Origin of the sequence: Streptomyces javensis (assembly GCF_039525925.1) — a bacterium.
In the GTDB taxonomy this organism is placed as follows: domain Bacteria; phylum Actinomycetota; class Actinomycetes; order Streptomycetales; family Streptomycetaceae; genus Streptomyces; species Streptomyces asiaticus.
Genome location: NZ_BAAAIF010000009.1, coordinates 14,422 through 32,144, shown reverse-complemented (window position 1 = coordinate 32,144; position 17,723 = coordinate 14,422). Strand labels below are relative to the sequence as shown.

The window sequence follows — 17,723 nt, the reverse complement described above, 5'->3', positions numbered from 1 at the left end:
CATCGGTGAGTAGGGATGGCATGTACGGCTGGATCTGGCGGCATCTGCCGGGTAACGCATGGGTGCGGGCGCTGATTTCGCTCGTGCTGGTGCTGGCGATCGTCTTCGTGCTCTTCCAGTACGTCTTCCCCTGGGCGGAGCCCCTGCTGCCGTTCAACGACGTGACGGTCGACGAGGGAATGGCGGGTCCGCGATGAGCGCGCGCATCCTGGTCGTCGACAACTACGACAGCTTCGTCTTCAACCTCGTCCAGTACCTCTACCAGCTCGGCGCCGAGTGCGAGGTGGTGCGGAACGACGAGGTCTCCCTCGGACACGCCCAGGACGGCTTCGACGGCGTCCTGCTGTCCCCCGGGCCCGGCACCCCGGAGGAGGCCGGGGTCTGCGTCGACATGGTGCGGCACTGCGCGGGCACCGGCGTACCGGTGTTCGGCGTCTGTCTGGGGATGCAGTCCATGGCCGTCGCGTACGGCGGCGTCGTCGGACGGGCCCCGGAGCTGCTGCACGGCAAGACCTCGCTGGTGACCCATGAGGGAGCCGGCGTCTTCAGCGGGCTGCCCACCCCCTTCACCGCCACCCGCTATCACTCGCTGGCCGTGGAACGGGGGACGGTACCCCCCGAGCTGGAGATCACCGCCTGGACGGAGACCGGCATCGCCATGGGTCTGCGCCACCGTGAACTGCGGGTCGAGGGCGTCCAGTTCCACCCCGAGTCGGTCCTCACCGAATGGGGCCACCTGATGCTCGCCAACTGGCTGGTGGAGTGCGGGGACACGGATGCCGTGGGGCGGTCCGCGGGGCTCGCCCCGGTGGTCGGGGCGGTCGGCGGTAAGGCCGGCGAGTGACCGGACCGCGCCCCGAGCGCGAGGGCGCCGCCCAGGGTGCCCGGGAGCCCGCCCCGTACGCGCCGTACGGGTCTCATGAGCGGCATGGCGCCCCTGGCGCGCACGCCGCCCCTGGCGCGCATGGCGCCCAGGGGGACCAGGACGCGTTCCCGGCGGCGGCTGCGGAGGGCCCGCGGGACCCGCTGGCCGATCCGCTGCCGGACTCCGCCCCGGCCGGGCCCACGGGGCGCGCCGTGGGCACCGCGTCGCTCTCGGTGCCGCCGCCCACCGGCCGCAGGCGGCGCGCCCGCCCGGCCGCCGCGGGGCCGGATGAGGCCGCTGAGGCGGCTGGGCCGCCCACGGGGCGCCGCCGCGCCCGTACGGCACCCTCGACGGACGAGGCCGCCGGGCCGCCCACGGGGCGCAGACGCGCCCGTACGGCCCCCTCGGGGGCGGAGGAGGCCGCTGAAGCGGCCGGGCCGCCCACCGGGCGCCGTCGCGCCCGTACGGGCCCCACGGGGCTCTCAGGACCCACATACGCCGCCCAGACGCCGACGCCGACGCCGACGCCCACCCGCGCCCCGGGGCCGTCCCCACGCTCCGGCGCGACGTCCCCACGGTCGGGCGAGGCGTCCGTACGCGCCCCGGAGGCCGCCGAGACGGCCGTCCTGCCCCCGGTGCCGCCACGGGGCGACGACGAGACAGTCGCGCTGCGCGCCGTGGAGGCGCCGCCCGCCGACCGGACCATGTTGCTGCGCAAGGTCGAGGCCGACGGTGACGACGATCCCGACCCCGACCCCGACCCCGCGCCCGGCGGCCGGGCCGCCCGCCGCAAGGCCGCCCAGGGGGCCGGGAAGCGCGCCGGAAGGCATGGCTCCCGCGCCCGGCGCGGCACGGCGGACGCGGGCGCCACACAGGGCGCGGAGGGCGTGGAGGGCACGGGGAGCAGCGCCGCGGACGCCCGGCCCCGCACCCGTATGGAGGCCAGGCGCGCCGCGCGGGCGCGCAAGGACAGCCCCGGGGTGGTGGCGAGCCGGGTGGTCGGCGAGCTGTTCATCACGCTCGGCGTGGTGATGCTGCTCTTCGTCACCTATCAGCTGTGGTGGACGAACATCCTTGCCCATCAGCAGGCCAACGGCGCCGCGAACAACCTCCAGAAGAAGTGGGACGAGAGCGGCGACGAGCGGGACCCGGGCACCTTCTCGCCCGGACAGGGGTTCGCGATCATCTACATCCCCAAGCTGGATGTGAAGACCCCGATCGCGGAGGGCATCGACAAGCACAAGGTCCTCGACCGCGGCATGGTCGGCCACTACGGCAAGAGCCCGCTGAAGACCGCGATGCCGTGGGACAAGAAGGGCAACTTCGCGCTCGCCGGGCACCGAAACACCCATGGGGAGCCGTTCCGCTACATCAACCGCCTCAAGCCCGGCGACGAGATCGTCGTCGAGACGCAGAGCCGGTACTACACCTATGCGATGCGCAGCATCCTGCCGCAGACATCGCCGTCCAACACGGGCGTCATCAAGCCGGTGCCGCCCGGCTCCGGTTTCACCGAACCGGGGCGGTACATCACGCTGACCACCTGCACCCCGGAGTTCACCAGCACCTACCGGATGATCGTCTGGGGCAAGATGGTCGAGGAGCGGCCGCGTAGCGAGGGAAAGCCGGACGCGCTGGTCGAATGAGCGGGAACAGCCGGGTAACCAGAAAAAGGGGTACGACGCGGTGGCACGGACCGACCACGACGAGCGGCAGGACCGGCACCCCGGCCCGCCCGCAACGCCCAGCCGCCGCCCCGGCCGTGGACGGGTGGCCGCGGCCATCGCCGTCCTCGGCGAGCTGCTGATCACCGCGGGGATCATCCTCGCCCTGTTCGTCGTCTACTCGCTGTGGTGGACCAACGTCCTGGCCGACCGGGAGGCGAAGAAGCAGGGCGACCAGGTGCGCAGGCACTGGGCGCAGCAGGGGCCGGGAAAGCTGGACACCAAGAGCGGCATCGGCTTTCTGCACGTGCCGTCCATGCACAACGGCGAGGTGCTGGTCAAGAAGGGCACCAGCACCGAGACCCTCAACGACGGCGTGGCCGGCTACTACACCAAGCCGGTCAAGTCCGCGATGCCGTGGGCCAAGAAGGGCAACTTCAGCCTGGCCGCGCACCGGGACGGGCACGGCGCCAAGTTCCACAACATCGACAAGGTCCACGAGGGCGACCCGGTGGTCTTCGAGACCCGCGACACCTGGTACGTCTACAAGGTCTACGCGACGCTGCCGGAGACCTCGAAGTACAACGTGGACGTGCTGGACGCGGTCCCGAAGGAGTCGGGCCGGAAGCGGCCGGGCCGCTACATCACGCTCTCGACCTGCACCCCCGTCTACACCTCCCGCCACCGCTACGTCGTGTGGGGCGAGCTGGAGCGCACCGAGAAGGTCGACGCGGCCCGTACGCCCCCCGAGGAACTGCGCTAGCCACCCGGCAGGCCCCGAGCACGGAGAAGCCCAGAGCAGGGAGAAGACCCGAGCGCGGACAGGTCCCGAGCACGGAGAAGCCCCCGGCGCCCTGAGAGGGTGCCGGGGGCTTCCCGTGTCACGGTGCCCGGAGGCGGCTAGAAGCCGTTCTGGCCGCCGAAGATGCCTCCGCCGTTGTCACCGCCGCCGTTCCCGCCGTTGCCACCCTGGCCGGCGACCGTGATGAGGTTCACGGACTGGCCCTTGGGCACCTGGGTGCCCGCGCCGGGCTGGCTGGCCACCACGGTGGCGTTGTCGTCCTGCGGGCCGGCGATGTTGCCCACGTTGAGCCCCAGGTCCTGGAGCGCCTTCTTGGCGTCCTTGAGCTTCTGGCCGCCCAGGTTGGGCACCGGCACGTTCTCGTCCTGTGCCGGCTCCTTGGCGACGGTCAGCGTGACCGTCGAACCGGGCAGGACCTCCTGGCCGCCCTTGGGCGTCTGGTCGGTGACCGTGCCGGCGTCGACGTCGCCGTTCTCGACCTCCTGGGTCTGGACCTTGAGGCCCTTCCCCTGGAGCGACTTCGTGGCGTCCTCGACCTTCTGCGTGGTGACGTCCGGGACGACGACCTTCTGCTGGGCCTCGGCGACGGTCAGGGTGATCGTGGCGCCCTTGGCGACCTTCTTGCCGCCCTTCGGGTCCTGGTCGATCACCTTGCCGGCGGTCTGGTCCGACTGCTCGGTCTTCTGATCGACCTTGAAGCCCTTGGCCTCGAGCTGCTGCTTGGCCGACTCGTACTGCACGTTCAGGACGTCGGGAACCTCGACCCTGGCCGCGGGCTTGGGGCCCTTGGACATGGTCAGCTCGACCGTGCCGTACCGCTTGACCTCGTCGCCGCTCTTGGGGGTCTGCTCGCAGACGGTGTTCTTGTCCGCGTTCTCGCAGAACTTGGAGCCGACGTTCTCGACCTTGAAGTCGCCGTTCTCGCCCTGGCTCTTGGCCTCCTCGAGCGTTTTGCCGACGAGATTGGGGACCGGGACCATGTCGTCGTTCTTACCGCCGGCGAAAATCGACTTCCCGATGAAGATCGCACCGACCAGCACCAGTATCCCGGCGATGATCAGCAGGATCGTGGAGAGGTTGCTCTTCTTGTCGGGGCCCCCGCGCCCCCGCCCGCGGTCCGGTCGCTCGTCGTAGCCGAAGCCGCCGTCGTCCTCGCGCATCGGCGGGAGCATCGAGGTCTGTGCCCCGGCTCCGGAGTTCTGCGGCCGCAGCATCGCGGTGGGCTGGTCGTCGGAGCCGTAGCCGACCGCGCCCAGGGCGGCGGTGGCGGCCACCGGCTGGCCCTCCAGGGCCGCCTCGATGTCGGCGCGCATCTCGTCGGCCGACTGGTAGCGGTAGTCGGGGTCCTTGACCAGCGCCCGCAGGACGATGGCGTCCATCTCCGGGGTGATCTCGGGGTCGTACGTGCTCGGCGGCTGCGGTTCCTCCCGCACGTGCTGGTAGGCGACGGCCACCGGGGAGTCGCCCACGAACGGCGGCCTTACGGTCAGCAGCTCGTAGAGGAGACAGCCGGTGGAGTAGAGGTCGCTGCGCGCGTCGACGGTCTCGCCCTTGGCCTGCTCGGGGGAGAGGTACTGGGCGGTGCCGATGACGGCGGCCGTCTGCGTCATGGTCATACCGGCATCGCCCATGGCCCGGGCGATGCCGAAGTCCATCACCTTGACCTGGCCGCTCCGGGTGAGCATGACGTTGGCCGGCTTGATGTCCCGGTGGACGATGTTGTTGCGGTGCGAGTACTCGAGGGCCTGGAGGATGCCGGTGGTCATCTCCAGCGAGCGCTCGGGGAGCAGCTTTCTGCCCGAGTGAAGGAGCTCACGCAGCGTGGAACCGTCGACGTACTCCATCACGATGTACGGGATCGAGACGCCGTCGACGTAGTCCTCGCCGGTGTCGTAGACCGCGACGATCGCGGGATGGTTGAGCGAGGCGGCCGACTGGGCCTCTCGGCGGAACCGGGCCTGGAAGGACGGATCACGGGCAAGGTCCGCCCGGAGCGTCTTCACAGCGACAGTGCGGCCGAGGCGGGTGTCGTGCGCGAGGTAGACCTCCGCCATGCCACCGCGGCCGAGCACTGAGCCCAGCTCATACCGGCCGCCGAGGCGACGCGGCTCTTCCATAGCTACTCCAGCCCTCTTCCGTGGTTCCCGGCCGCACCTGTGGGCCGGCGAAGTGCTGCTCGCGCATACCGTACCCGGCACGTCTTACGGGACCCGGCCTCAGTGGCTATCTGATACCGGACCGGTACGGCGACGTGCGGGATTGGTATCCGGACGTGACGGGGGTCACTTGTCGCGCTCGGATTCCAGTACGGCCTGCATCACGTGCTTGGCGATCGGCGCGGCCAGCTTGCCACCGGCGATGTCGCCGCGGAGGGTGTCGGACCCTTCGATGACGACCGCGACCGCGACCGGCGAGCCGTCGTCCCCCTTGGCGTAGGAGATGAACCACGCGTAGGGGTTCTTGCTGTTGGCGACGCCGTGCTGCGCGGTGCCGGTCTTGCCACCGACCGTGACGCCCGGAATCTGGGCGCTGGTCCCGGTGCCCTCCTTGACCACGGTCTCCATCATGCTCTGGAGCTTCTGGGCGTTCTCCGAGCTGAGCGGCTGGCTCATCTGCTCCGGGTCGGTCTGCTCGATGGTGTTGAGGTTGGGGGCGCGCAGCGAGTCGACCATGTACGGCTTCATCAGCTTGCCGTCGTTGGCGACCGCGGAGGCGACCATCGCCATCTGGAGCGGGGTGGCCCGGTTGTCGAACTGGCCGATGGACGACATCGCGTTGCCCGGCCGGTCCATGTCCTCGGGGTAGACGCTGGCATAGGCGCGGACGGGGGTGTCGACCGTCTCGTTGAAGCCGAACTTCTCGGCCTGCTCCCGCATCGCCTTCTTGCCGAGGTCGTCACCGAGCTTGCCGAAGACCGTGTTGCAGGAGTAGCGGAGTGCCTGCCGCAACGAGGCGTTCTTGCAGGGGATGTTTCCCTCGTTGGGCAGGTTCTGGGTGGACAGCGGGAGCTTCCAGGGGTCCGGCGATTCGGTCGGAGCGTCGATGTCGGTGTACTTGCCGTTCTCCAGCGCGGCCGCGGCGGTGACGACCTTGAAGGTCGAGCCGGGCGGGTAGGTCTGACGGAGCGCCCGGTTGAGCATCGGGTCGTCCTTGTCCTTCTTCGGCTGGAGCCCGAGCCACGCCTCCTTGTCCTTGGAGGTGGCGCCCGCGATCTTCGACGGGTCGTAGCTCGGGGTGGAGGCGAGGGCGAGGATCTTGCCGGTGCGCGGGTCGAGCGCGGCGACGGCGCCCTTCTTGTCACCGAGGCCCTCGAACGCGGCCTCCTGGGCCTTGCGGTTCAGGGTGGTGATGACGTCGCCGCCCTTCTGCTTCTTGCCGGTGATCATGTCGATCGTCCGGTTGAAGAAGAGGCGGTCGTCGTTGCCCGTGAGGATGCCGTCCTCGATGTTCTCGATCTGGTTGGCGCCGTACGCCTGCGAGGCGAAGCCCGTGACCGGCGCCCACATGGGGCCGTCCTTGTAGGTGCGCTTGTACTTGAAGTCGATGCCGTTGGTCTCGGCGGACCCGGTGATCGGCTGGCCGTCGACGATGATGTTGCCGCGCGGCTGGCTGTAACGGGCGATCAGTACCCGGTGGTTCCCGTCGCGGTTCTTCAGCTCGTCGGCCCGGACGTACTGGAGCCAGTTGTCCCGCACCAGCAGGGCGAGGACGAGGAGTCCGCAGAAGATCGCGATTCGGCGCAGGGGCTTGTTCACGGTCGGACCACCTGGGTCATCTCGGCGTCTGTGGTGGGAGCGGGCGTCGGCGCCGGGCGGCGCGCGGTGTCGCTGACCTTGATCAGGATGGCGACGAGCGCCCAGTTGGCGATGACGGACGAACCACCCTGCGCGATGAACGGCATGGTCATACCGGTCAGCGGGATGAGGCCCATCACACCGCCCGCCACGACGAAGACCTGGATGGCGAAGGCGGCGGAGAGGCCGATGGCCAGCAGCTTGCCGAACGGGTCACGGGCGGCGAGGGCGGTGCGCACACCGCGCTCCACGATCAGGCCGTAGAGCAGCAGGAGCCCCATGGTGCCCGCGAGCCCGAGCTCCTCGCCGACGGTGGCCAGGATGAAGTCGGAGTTGGCGGCGAAGCCGATGAGGTCGGAGTTGCCCTGGCCGAGGCCGGTGCCGAAGACACCGCCGGAGCCGAAGGCCATCAGCGCCTGGGCGATCTGGTCACTGCCTCCGTTCTTGGCCACCTCGAAGGGCTGGAGCCAGGCGTCCACACGCGACTGGACGTGCGGTTCGAAGGTGGCGACGCCGACCGCGCCGGCCGCGGACATCAGCAGACCGAAGACGATCCAGCTGGTGCGCTCGGTGGCGACGTACAGCATCACGACGAAGAGGCCGAAGAACAGCAGTGAGGTGCCCAGGTCGGTCTCGAAGACCAGGATGAGGATGCTCATCCCCCAGACCACCAGGATCGGGCCGAGGTCGCGGCCGCGCGGCAGGTACAGCCCCATGAAGCGGCGGCTGGCCAGGGCGAGCGCGTCCCGCTTGACCATCAGATAGCCGGAGAAGAACACGGCGATGATGATCTTGGCGAACTCACCGGGCTGGATGGAGAAGCTGCCGAGGGTGATCCAGATGCGGGCGCCGAAACGCGCCGGGAAGAACATCGGAAGGATCAGCAGGATCAGCGCCACCACCATGGAGATGTAGGTGTAGCGCTGGAGGATGCGGTGGTCCTTGAGCAGGATCAGGACGCCGACGAAGAGGGCGACGCCCAGCGCCGAGTAGATCAGCTGGTTGGGGGCCGAGGGCGCGAAGGCCATGCCGGCGTCCTTCGCCCGCTGGGCCAGCCGCCTGGACTGGTCCAGCCGCCAGATGAGCACCAGGCCCAGCCCGTTGAGGAGCGTGGCGATCGGCAGCAGCAGCGGGTCCGCGTACGGCGCGAACTTCCGGACCACCAGATGGCCGACGGCGGCCAACAGCCCGAGGCCGAGGCCGTAGCTGAGCATGCCCGAGGGCATCTCGTCGCTGAGCGCCAGACCCGCGTTGGCGTAGGCGAAGACCGGAATGATCACCGCGAAGACGAGCATGGCCAGCTCGGTGTTCCGCCTGCTCGGCGGCCCGGCCGTACTGATCGTCGTCGTGTTGGTCGTACTACTGCTCATGGGTGGACGGCCCCTTACGGCTTCACTGCTGGGTGCTGCTGCACTGCGGGACCAACTTCTTCTCCTCCTCCGAGAGGGTGGGGCCGGGCTTCGGAGTGGGAGACGTCGTCGGCGTGGGCTTGGTGGTGGCCTTGGCGGCGCGCGTCCCGAGCTGGTTCTCGGTCTTCTGGTCCCCGGGCTTGCCGCTGCTGTTCTGGGTCGGGTCGGCGCTGCTGGAGGCATCGCCTGCCTTGCCGCCCTTGCCCTTGTCGCCGCCGGTGAGGTCCTTCTGGCTCTCCTCGGCCTTCTCCTGGGCATCGGCCTTCTTGCAGGCGCTGGCGAGGGTGGCGAGGTCCTTGGTCTTGTCCTGGGCCTGGCCCAGCCCGCTGACCGTGATGGTGTCCTCCACACGGCCGCGCTGGTCGGCCGGGAGGTACTTGAGTTCGATCTCCCGGTGGTCCTCATGGACCTTGTTGAGCTTGATCCAGGCCAGATCCTGGCTGATGCCCTGGTAGATCGCGACATGGTCGCCGTTGGAGCCCACGTAGTACTGCGTCTGGGTCCAGCGGTAGCCGCCGTAGAGGCCGCCACCGATCACGGCGAGGCCGAGCACGATGAAGAGCGACCGCTTGGCCCATGTCTTGCGGCCGCTCTTCTTGGTGAGGTCTCCGTCGGCGTAGTCGCCGTAACTGCCCTGCGGCATACCGCCGATGGCCGGATCGCCGCTGCCGGGCGGTCCGAAGCCGCCGTGCGCGTCGCCCTGCTGCGGCGGTACGGACCGGCCGAGCTCGGCGGCGCGGCCCGCGGGGGTGTGCGCGGCGCCGCCGTCCCCGAGCGGGACCTGGTTCTCGGCGACCGCGCCCACGATCACGGGGGTGTCGTTGAGCTGGGCGGCGAGGGTGTCGGCGCCGTCGACGTCCAGGACGTCGGCGACGATGCAGGTGATGTTGTCGGGGCCGCCGCCGCGCAGGGCGAGCTGGATCAGCTCCTGCACGGTCTCGTGCGGGCCCTGGTAGCTGGCGAGGGTGTCCTCGAGGGTCTGGTGGCTCACGACGCCGGACAGGCCGTCGGAGCAGATCAGATAGCGGTCGCCGGCCCGGACCTCGCGGATGGACAGATCGGGCTCGACGTGGTCGCCGCTGCCCAGCGCGCGCATCAGCAGGGAGCGCTGCGGGTGGGTGCCCGCCTCCTCCTCGGTGATCCGGCCCTCGTCGACCAGGCGCTGCACCCAGGTGTGGTCCTGGGTGATCTGGGTCAGCACCCCGTCGCGCAGCAGATACGCGCGCGAGTCGCCGACGTGCACCAGACCGAGCCGCTGGCCGGTCCACAGCAGGGCGGTGAGCGTGGTGCCCATGCCCTCGAGCTGCGGGTCCTCCTCGACCATGACGCGCAGCTGGTCATTGGCCCGCTGCACGGCGGTGCCGAGGGAGGTCAGGATGTCCGAGCCCGGGACGTCGTCGTCGAGCTGGACGAGGGTGGAGATCACCTCGGAGCTGGCGACCTCGCCGGCGGCCTGGCCACCCATGCCGTCGGCGATCGCGAGCAGCCGGGGGCCGGCGTAGCCCGAGTCCTCGTTGCCCTCCCGGATCATGCCCTTGTGTGATCCGGCCGCGAAACGCAGTGACAGACTCATGCGCACCTCGCCCGTCGGCTCCGGGTACAGCCCCTTGCCAACCACGCTGCCCACCCTCCGGTCGTCATGGTCCTACTACTTCCGCAGCTCGATGACGGTCTTGCCGATACGGATCGGCGCACCCAGCGGAATCGGTGTCGGTGTGGTGAGTCGGGTCCGGTCGAGATAGGTGCCGTTGGTGGACCCGAGATCCTCGACGATCCACTGGCCGTCACGGTCCGGGTAGATCCTGGCATGCCGGCTGGAGGCGTAGTCGTCGTCCAGCACGATTGTTGAATCGTGCGCACGGCCGAGAGTGATGGTCTGCCCCTGTAGGGCGACTGTGGTGCCGGTGAGCGTGCCCTCGGAGACCACCAGCTTGGTGGGGGCACCGCGGCCGCGGCGGCCCCCGGACTGCTGGCGCTGTGGCGGCGGCGCGCTCTGCTGCCGCTGCTGCTGCTGTGCTTGCGGCCGGTCGGGGGCGCCGCGCCGCGCCGAACCGCGCTGGGTCACGCGGGTCCCGAACAGGTCGCTGCGGATGACCTGGACGGCCACGATGACGAACAGCCACAGTACGGCGAGGAAACCCAACCGCATGACCGTGAGGGTCAGCTCTGACATTGCCCCCGCTTCACCCTTCGGCTTGCCGGTAAACGATGGTGGTGCTGCCCACGACGATCCGCGAGCCGTCGCGGAGCGTAGCGCGCGTGGTGTGCTGTCCGTCCACCACGATGCCGTTCGTCGACCCGAGATCCTGGATGGTCGGTGGGGTTCCGACCCGGATCTCGCAGTGTCTGCGGGAGACACCGGGATCGTCGATCCGCACGTCAGCGTCGGTGGAGCGGCCCAGAACGAGCGTGGGCCGGGAGATCTGGTGGCGGGTGCCGTTGATCTCGATCCAGCGGCGGGTCTGACCCTGCGGCTGGGCTCCGACGCCGGCCGCCGCTGGACCGCTGCGGGGCGCCGGACGGGCGCCGGGGGGCGCGGACGGCATCGGCGGGGCACCGGCGGGCTGGGCGGGGTAGCCGTAACCGCCGGGGCGCTGCTGCGGGGCCGCTCCGGCGCGCCCCGCCGCCTGCGGGCTCTCCGGGCTCTGGGACTCACTGGAGGCCAGGGTCCGGCTGCGCACCCGGTACAGGCCGGTGTCGAGGTCCTCGGCCTTTTGCAGATGCACCTTGATGCCGCCCATGAAGGTGTATCGCTGCTGCTTGGCGTAGTCGCGGACCATACCGGCCAGCTCGTCGCCGAGCTGTCCGGAATACGGGCTGAGCCGCTCGTAGTCGGGCGCGCTCAGCTCGACGATGAAGTCGTTCGGGACGACCGTCCGGTCGCGGTTCCAGATCGTGGCGTTGTTGTCGCACTCGCGCTGGAGCGCGCCGGCGATCTCGACCGGCTGGACCTCGGACTTGAACACCTTGGCGAAGGTGCCGTTCACGAGGCCCTCGAGACGCTGCTCGAAGCGTTTCAGTACTCCCACCGGGCACCTCCTTCCTCAGTCGTGCTCTGGGTCGTCCTGGTACTGCTTACTGATCGTATCCACGCGTCGGGAAATCGGGTGGTTCCCCTTCCTGGCCCTGTGGAGCAGTGTCACCTCTCACAGGGATCGTAGAGGTGCCCTGACGACAGTGTCCCGCAACCGTGACGCTCTACGGACGGGTGGGGGCGGAGGCCTCGGTAACGGGTGTGATTGCACCCCGAGGGGCGTGCTAGTGTTCTGGATGTCGGAAGGCGCTCCACACGAACCGGACGGATCAAGAAGATCGGGCCGGGGAGCGGAAGAGCGACCGGACGGCAGCACCCATGCGCGGGTGGCGGAATAGGCAGACGCGCTGGATTCAGGTTCCAGTGCCCGAAAGGGCGTGGGGGTTCAACTCCCCCCTCGCGCACCAGTCGGAGCGGGTCCCTCCGGAGTGACGAAAGTCGCTCGGAGGGGCCCGCTTCGCGTTTGTGGCAGGGGTCTTCCGTGCTTCCTGGGAAAGCGGCAGGGGCCTCCCGGGAAGAGGAGGCCCCTGCGGCTCGATGCCCGGTGGGATCGGATCGGGCAGGTCGGTTGGACCGGTCGGATCGGTTGGACCGGGTGGAGCGGTCGGTTCAGGCGGAGCGGTCGGTTCAGGCGGCGGCGAAGCGGGTGGCGAGCTCCTTGGCCTTGGCCGCGGCGTCCTCATGGGCCTTCGCCTTGGAGGCGTCCGAGAGCTCGACCAGGTCGGCCATGGCCGGATTGCTGCGGGCCAGCGTGAGTTCCGGCACAACGAAGGTGACATCGAGGCCGAGGCCGTCGCCCAGGGCCTTCCCGAGGTAGTTCGTCACGAACTCGAAGCTCTCCCGCGGGGTGCCCGGGCCGTAACCGCCGCCACGGCTGGCGACGACGATCGCCGGGGTGCCCGAGGTGGTGGTCTGCTCGGCGCCCGCGGTGCGGCCCATGATGATCACGTGGTCCAGCCACGCCTTGAGGGTGGAGGGAATCGTGAAGTTGTACATCGGGGCGCCGATCAGGACCACGTCGGCCTGCTCGAGCTCGCCGGCAAGGGTCTCCCGCAGGGCGAAGGCGGCGTGCTGCTCGGGGGAGCGCTGGTCGGGAGCGGCGAAACCGGCGGCGGCCGCGAGGCCGTCCAGGTGCGGCAGCGGCTCGGCGGCCAGATCGCGATAGATCACCGTGCCGTTCGGGTGCTGGGCTTCCCATTCCTTGCGGAAGGTGGCCGTGACCGAGCGGGAAGCGGAGGCTTCACCGGGGAAGACGGACGTGTCGAGGTGCAGAAGAGTCGGCATGGATGCCTCCAGTGACAAGGCTCGGGAAGGAGCCAGTAATACCTACGTACCTACAGAAGGCACAGTAGCTTACTTTTTCGTAGTCCCGAACCAGAACGCAGTACTGTGTATTCCATGGCGAAGGATCGTGGGGACCACAGCGAACAGGCCTGCAAGCAGGTCGACGGCGAGATGACGCGGTTCTTCGAGCTGTTCGGCAAGCGATGGACGGGCCTGATCGTGGCTGTGCTGACGGAGCAGGGCGCGTACTTCGCCGACCTGCGGCGGGCCATCCCGGGGATCAGCGAGCGGATGCTGTCGGACCGGCTCACCGAGCTCACCACGGCGGGCCTGGTGGTGCGGGAGGTCGACGCCGGGCCGCCGCTGCGGGTGGCCTACCGGCTGACGGACGCGGGGAAGGCGCTGGAGCCCGCGCTGAAGGAGCTGTCGCGGTGGGCGGAGAGCCATCTGCCCTCGGGCGGCGAGGACTGCCCGAAGCAGTTCCGGGGCTGAGCCGGATCACTTTCTGATCCCGGGGCCCGCCTTCTGATCTGGAGGTTCGCCTTCTGGTCTGGGGCTGCCGTTCTGACCCGAAGTCAGCATTCCTGCCCGGGGCGCACCCTTCTGATCTGCGGTTTCGCCATGATCGTCAAGGTTTTCCACAGGCTCTGACGGGGTGGGTCGACAGGGGGTACGGTCGGCTCAGTCGATTCAGTCGATGTCGTGTGCGAGAAGGGCGGGGGCGCGATGACGGACGACCGGAGCGTTGCGGGCGACGGCGGCGGCGAGCGGGGATCTGGCGGCGGGGATGCCGTGGGCGGGGCGGCCCGGCGGCTGCCGCCGGTTCCGGGCTTCGCCGTGTGGCACGGTGCGGGCCCCTCTCCCCGGCAGCGGGGCAAGGCGCTGCGCAAGAGCCTGCCGCGCTCGGCGCATGCCGAGGCGCCGAGGGACACCGGGCGGCCGGATCCGGTGGCGGCGGTCGAGCGGTCCAACGCCGGGCGGCTGCCGGAGCTCACCCCGATCCGGGTGGGGCGGATGGCCGCGAACCCCTTCTCCTTTCTGCGCGGGGCCGCCGGGCTGATGGCGCACGACCTCACGACCACGCCGGTGACCGGTATCGGGGCCCAGCTGTGCGGCGATGCCCACGCCGCCAACTTCGGGATCTACGGGGATGCGCGCGGCGGCCTGATCATCGATCTCAATGACTTCGACGAGACCGTCCACGGTCCGTGGGAGTGGGATGTGAAGCGGCTCGCGGTCTCGCTGGTGCTGGCCGGCCGGGAGGCGGGCGCCGACGAGGACACCTGCCGGGCGGCCGCCCAGGACGCGGTGGGCGCCTATCGGCGCACGGTGCGGCTGCTGGCCAAGCTCCCGGCGACGGAGGCGTGGAACGCGATCGCGGACGAGGAGCTGGTCTCCCACACGGATGCCAAGGACCTGGTGGGCACGCTGGAGCGGATCTCCGAGAAGGCCCGGCGGAACACCAGCGCGCGGTACGCCGCCCGGGCCACCGAACCCGTGCCGGGCGATGAGGGCGCCTCCGGCCGGCCGGAGGCCAGGCGCTTCGTGGACGCGCCGCCGGTGCTGCGGAGGGTGCCGGACGAGGAGGCGGCGGCGGTGGCCTCCTCGCTCGCCGGGTATCTGGGCACACTGCCGGAGGACCGGCTGCCGCTGCTCTCGCGGTACGAGGTGCACGACGTGGCGTTCCGGGTGGTCGGCACGGGCAGCGTGGGCACCCGCTCCTATGTGGTGCTGCTGCTCGACCACCGGGGCGAGCCGCTGGTGCTCCAGGTGAAGGAGGCGCGCCCGTCCGCGCTGCTGCCGCATCTGGCGAAGATCGGGTTCGAGGTGCCGGATGTCACACACGAGGGGCGGCGGGTGGTGCTCGGCCAGAAGCGGATGCAGGTGGTCAGCGACATCCTGCTGGGGTGGACCACGGTGCGGGGGCGGCACTACCAGGTGCGGCAGTTCCGCAACCGCAAGGGAAGCGTGGACCCGGCGGCCCTGGCCGCGGACCAGATGGACGACTACGGGCGGATGACCGGGGCCCTGCTGGCCCGGGCGCACTCCCACAGCGCGGACCCCCGGATGCTGGCCGGTTACTGCGGCAAGGGGGAGGAGCTGGACGAGGCGGTGGCCGCCTTCGCGGTGGCGTACGCGGATCGCACGGAAGCGGATCACTCCGCGCTGGTCATGGCGGTGCGCAATGGACGGATAGCGGCCGAGATGGGGGTGTGAGGCGCGGGCGGGGGTGTGACCTCCGTCGTCGATCACCGCCGGACGTAGTCTGAGCGGGTGACGAATCCGGAAGCGCAGCAGCAGGCACGGCAGTCGATGTCGGACGCGGAGCCCCAGGCGGAGTCGCACGACCGGTCGCAGGAGGAGACTCAGGCCGCCGAGCGGCTGGAGCGGGCGGTGCGCGCGGCCGAGCAGGCGCTGATCGAGTTCGAGATAGCGGTGGAGACCTTCCGGGTGGAAGTGGAGAACTTCTCCCGGCTGCACCACCAGCGGCTCGGGCCCATGTACTCACGCCTCGACGAGCTGGACGCGCTGATCGCCGAGGCGCTCGCGGCCCGCACCGGCGATCCGGAGGACCTCCGCAAGGCCCGCGAGGCGCGGGGGCTGGTGCAGCCGATGCCGGGTGTGGAGGAGCTGTTCCACGGCTGGATCGACTCGGAGGGGCTTTCGCCGGAGGCGGCCGCCATGCTCACCGAGCGGCCGGTGCAGCCGCCGCCGCGGGTGCGGCCGAGCGAGGAGGCCCGCCGGATCTACCGGGAGCTGGCCCGTAAGGCCCATCCGGATCTGGCCGAGGAGGAGGCCGAGCGGGAGCGGCGCGGTGCCTTCATCGTGCGGGTCAACGCGGCGTACGCGGCCGGGGACGAGGAGGCGCTGCGGGCACTGGCCGAGGAGTGGGAGGCCGGACCGCCGCCGCCGGAGCGGCGGGCGAGCCGCAGCGAGGAGCTCTACGCCCGGCTGGAGTGGCTGGCCGAGCGCAAGGAGATGCTGGCCGCGGTCGCCGCGGAGCTGGAGTCGAGCGCGATCGGCGCGATGATCAAGATGGCGCCCGAGGATCCCGATGGGCTGCTGGACGAGATCGCCGAGCAGCTGCTGGCCCAGGTCTCGGAGAAGGAGGCCCGGCTCGCGGAGCTGGTGCGGTAGTAGGTTTGCCGCAGTTGCCGATGTCGTGTGAGAGGTGTGTCCGATGCATTTTGCCCAGCTTCCCCAGGTGGAGGCGGCGGCGGTACCGGCCGATGGCCTGCTGCTGGACGTCCGGGAGGACGACGAGTGGGCGGCCGGGCATGTCGAGGGCGCGCTGCACATCCCGATGGGCCAGGTCGTGGCGCGGTTCGACGAGCTGACCGCGGCGGCCGGCGAGGGGCAGCGGGTGCATGTGATGTGCCGGGTCGGCGGCCGCTCCGCGCAGGTGACGCAGTATCTGGTCGCGCAGGGGCTGGACGCGGTGAATGTGGACGGCGGGATGCTCGCCTGGGACGCGGCGGGCCGGCCGATGGTGAGCGGCCCCGACGGCACCGCCGAAGGGGCCTTTGTGCTCTAGAGGTTTCCCTACTGATCTTCCTCGCGGATCTTCCCCGCGGATCTTCCTCGCTGATCGGTGGGTCTTTCCCGCTGATCGGCGGGGCGCGCCGATCAGGCAAGGGGGACGGCGGTCAGCCGAGGGGGACGGTCAGCCGAGGGGGTGGGCGGCGAGGAGTTCGCCCAGTGCCTCCTCATGGGCGGCGGCGGATCCCAGCGACAGTTCCAGCTGCTTGCCCCAGGCGTGATAGCGGTGCAGGGGGTAGTCGGTGACCGCGCCGAAGCCGCCGTGCAGATGCTGGGCGGTCTGGACGACGCGGCGCACGCCCTCGGCGGCCCAGATCTTGGCGACGGCGACGTCTCCCGCGAGGGGCAGCGTCCCGCTCACCGTGGGCCGCTCCTCGTCCAGGGACAGCCGCCAGGCCGCCTGCCACAGCGTGGCCTCCATGGCCCGCAGATCGATATAGCGGTCGGCGGTCTGCACGGCGACCGCCTGGAAGGTGGCGAGCGGGAAGCCGAACTGCTCGCGATTGCTCACATACGAGCTGGTGAGGTCCAGCACCGCCGAGCCGAGGCCCAGGGCGAGGGCGCAGGTGCCGGTGGTGAGGAGATCGCGCAGCCACTCCCAGGCGCCGTCCGCGGTCAGCACCTCGCGGTCGGTGAGCCGCGCCCCGTCCAGCCGGAACTCGGCCTGCCGCTCACCGCTGGTGGAGATCTGCTCCTCGAGGGCGACGCCCTCATGGTCGCGGGGGACCAGGGCGAGGACCGTACCGCCCTCCCCGGTGTGGGCCGGAATCAGCACGCGATCGGCGCCATGGGCCCAGGGGACCGCGGTCTGGACGCCGTCCAGCGCCCAGCCCTCGCCGGTCCGCCGTGCCTGGACGGCGAGTTCGGCCGGGCCATGGCCGGTGCGGCCGCTGGAGGCGGCGGTGAGGACCAGCTCACCGCGGGCGGCCCGGGGCAGCACATCGGCACACAACTCGTCCCCGCCGTAGCGCTGCACGGCCAGTGCGGCGGCGCTGGACTCCAGCAGCGGCACCCGGGCCAGCACCCGGCCGCATTCCCGCAGCATCAGGCAGAGGGCGAGCGGGTCCAGACCCGAGCCGCCGTACCGGGGGTCGAGGGTCAGGCCCAGCAGATCGCCCTCGGCGAGCTTCCGCCACAGCGCGCGGTCGAAGTCGTCGGCGACGGCGCCCGCGGTCAGGGCGGGGCTGGGCACACTGTCCGGCGTGACGGAGGAGAAGACGGCCTTCGCCGCCTCGACGGCCGCCTGCTGCTCCTCGGTGAAGGTGAAGTCCACTGTCCGTACCTCCCGCGCCGCGGCTATAGCTGACGGCCCGTCAAGATAGAACAGGTTC

General features: G+C 70.5%; 16 protein-coding genes and 1 tRNA gene. 9 read left to right on the top strand and 8 right to left on the bottom strand.

Going from position 1 to position 17,723, the window contains the following annotated elements; translation table 11 throughout:
- The first annotated feature begins 20 nt into the window (after positions 1 to 20).
- From ABD329_RS11015 to ABD329_RS11000, 4 genes are read left to right on the top strand one after another with little or no spacing between them, the layout of a single operon-like run.
- Entirely contained in the window at positions 21 to 197 is a 177-nt protein-coding gene (locus ABD329_RS11015; protein WP_044572551.1) for a hypothetical protein, read from the top strand.
- Complete coding sequence (locus ABD329_RS11010) at positions 194 to 844, top strand: aminodeoxychorismate/anthranilate synthase component II (protein ID WP_037954544.1); 651 nt, start codon at positions 194 to 196, stop codon at positions 842 to 844. Before ABD329_RS11015 ends, ABD329_RS11010 begins: the two co-directional genes overlap by 4 nt.
- Complete coding sequence (locus ABD329_RS11005) at positions 841 to 2,511, top strand: class E sortase (protein WP_198278852.1); 1,671 nt, start codon at positions 841 to 843, stop codon at positions 2,509 to 2,511. The genes ABD329_RS11010 and ABD329_RS11005 overlap by 4 nt, the downstream gene beginning before the upstream one ends.
- A gap of 40 nt (positions 2,512 to 2,551) precedes the next feature.
- A complete protein-coding gene (locus ABD329_RS11000) occupies positions 2,552 to 3,292 on the top strand; it encodes a class E sortase (RefSeq protein ID WP_198278851.1) in 741 nt (246 codons plus the stop codon).
- Positions 3,293 to 3,429: 137 nt separating this feature from the next.
- Here ABD329_RS11000 and pknB read toward each other — a convergent pair whose 3' ends face one another.
- From pknB to ABD329_RS10970, 6 genes are all read right to left on the bottom strand, one after another.
- Positions 3,430 to 5,448: a Stk1 family PASTA domain-containing Ser/Thr kinase gene (pknB, locus tag ABD329_RS10995; protein WP_198278850.1), complete on the bottom strand. Its 2,019-nt coding sequence runs from the start codon at positions 5,446 to 5,448 to the stop codon at positions 3,430 to 3,432.
- Between the two features lie 165 nt (positions 5,449 to 5,613).
- A complete protein-coding gene (locus ABD329_RS10990; protein WP_198278849.1) occupies positions 5,614 to 7,086 on the bottom strand; it encodes a peptidoglycan D,D-transpeptidase FtsI family protein in 1,473 nt (490 codons plus the stop codon).
- Positions 7,083 to 8,495 carry an FtsW/RodA/SpoVE family cell cycle protein gene (locus ABD329_RS10985; protein ID WP_198278848.1) on the bottom strand — a complete coding sequence of 471 codons (1,413 nt, stop codon included), beginning with the start codon at positions 8,493 to 8,495 and terminating at the stop codon, positions 7,083 to 7,085. Before ABD329_RS10985 ends, ABD329_RS10990 begins: the two co-directional genes overlap by 4 nt.
- A gap of 22 nt (positions 8,496 to 8,517) precedes the next feature.
- Entirely contained in the window at positions 8,518 to 10,107 is a 1,590-nt protein-coding gene (locus ABD329_RS10980; protein ID WP_198278854.1) for a PP2C family protein-serine/threonine phosphatase, read from the bottom strand.
- Between the two features lie 75 nt (positions 10,108 to 10,182).
- Positions 10,183 to 10,707 (bottom strand): FHA domain-containing protein FhaB/FipA, encoded by a 525-nt coding sequence (locus ABD329_RS10975; RefSeq protein WP_198278847.1) that lies wholly within the window; start codon positions 10,705 to 10,707, stop codon positions 10,183 to 10,185.
- Positions 10,708 to 10,717: 10 nt separating this feature from the next.
- On the bottom strand, positions 10,718 to 11,563 hold the full coding sequence (locus ABD329_RS10970) for an FhaA domain-containing protein (RefSeq protein ID WP_344316290.1): 846 nt from the start codon (positions 11,561 to 11,563) through the stop codon (positions 10,718 to 10,720).
- Positions 11,564 to 11,888: 325 nt separating this feature from the next.
- On the opposite strand from ABD329_RS10970, the gene ABD329_RS10965 reads away from it, so the two are divergent.
- Positions 11,889 to 11,975, top strand: a tRNA-Leu gene (locus ABD329_RS10965).
- A 220-nt stretch (positions 11,976 to 12,195) separates the two neighbouring features.
- Here ABD329_RS10965 and ABD329_RS10960 read toward each other — a convergent pair.
- Complete coding sequence (locus ABD329_RS10960) at positions 12,196 to 12,852, bottom strand: FMN-dependent NADH-azoreductase (protein WP_198282135.1); 657 nt, start codon at positions 12,850 to 12,852, stop codon at positions 12,196 to 12,198.
- A gap of 114 nt (positions 12,853 to 12,966) precedes the next feature.
- Between ABD329_RS10960 and ABD329_RS10955 the strand changes: the two genes are divergently transcribed.
- The 4 genes from ABD329_RS10955 (at position 12,967) to ABD329_RS10940 (ending at position 16,387) form a co-directional block, all read left to right on the top strand.
- A complete protein-coding gene (locus tag ABD329_RS10955; protein ID WP_198282136.1) occupies positions 12,967 to 13,344 on the top strand; it encodes a winged helix-turn-helix transcriptional regulator in 378 nt (125 codons plus the stop codon).
- A gap of 234 nt (positions 13,345 to 13,578) precedes the next feature.
- Positions 13,579 to 15,069, top strand: coding sequence for a DUF2252 domain-containing protein (locus ABD329_RS10950; RefSeq protein WP_344316289.1), 1,491 nt, complete (start codon positions 13,579 to 13,581; stop codon positions 15,067 to 15,069).
- 96 nt (positions 15,070 to 15,165) lie between these two features.
- Entirely contained in the window at positions 15,166 to 15,990 is an 825-nt protein-coding gene (locus tag ABD329_RS10945) for a hypothetical protein (RefSeq protein WP_037954507.1), read from the top strand.
- 43 nt (positions 15,991 to 16,033) lie between these two features.
- A complete protein-coding gene (locus ABD329_RS10940; protein WP_198282040.1) occupies positions 16,034 to 16,387 on the top strand; it encodes a rhodanese-like domain-containing protein in 354 nt (117 codons plus the stop codon).
- Positions 16,388 to 16,516: 129 nt separating this feature from the next.
- Here the strand turns inward: ABD329_RS10940 and ABD329_RS10935 are convergent, their stop codons facing one another.
- Positions 16,517 to 17,665 carry an acyl-CoA dehydrogenase family protein gene (locus ABD329_RS10935; RefSeq protein WP_344316288.1) on the bottom strand — a complete coding sequence of 383 codons (1,149 nt, stop codon included), beginning with the start codon at positions 17,663 to 17,665 and terminating at the stop codon, positions 16,517 to 16,519.
- Positions 17,666 to 17,723: the final 58 nt, after the last annotated feature.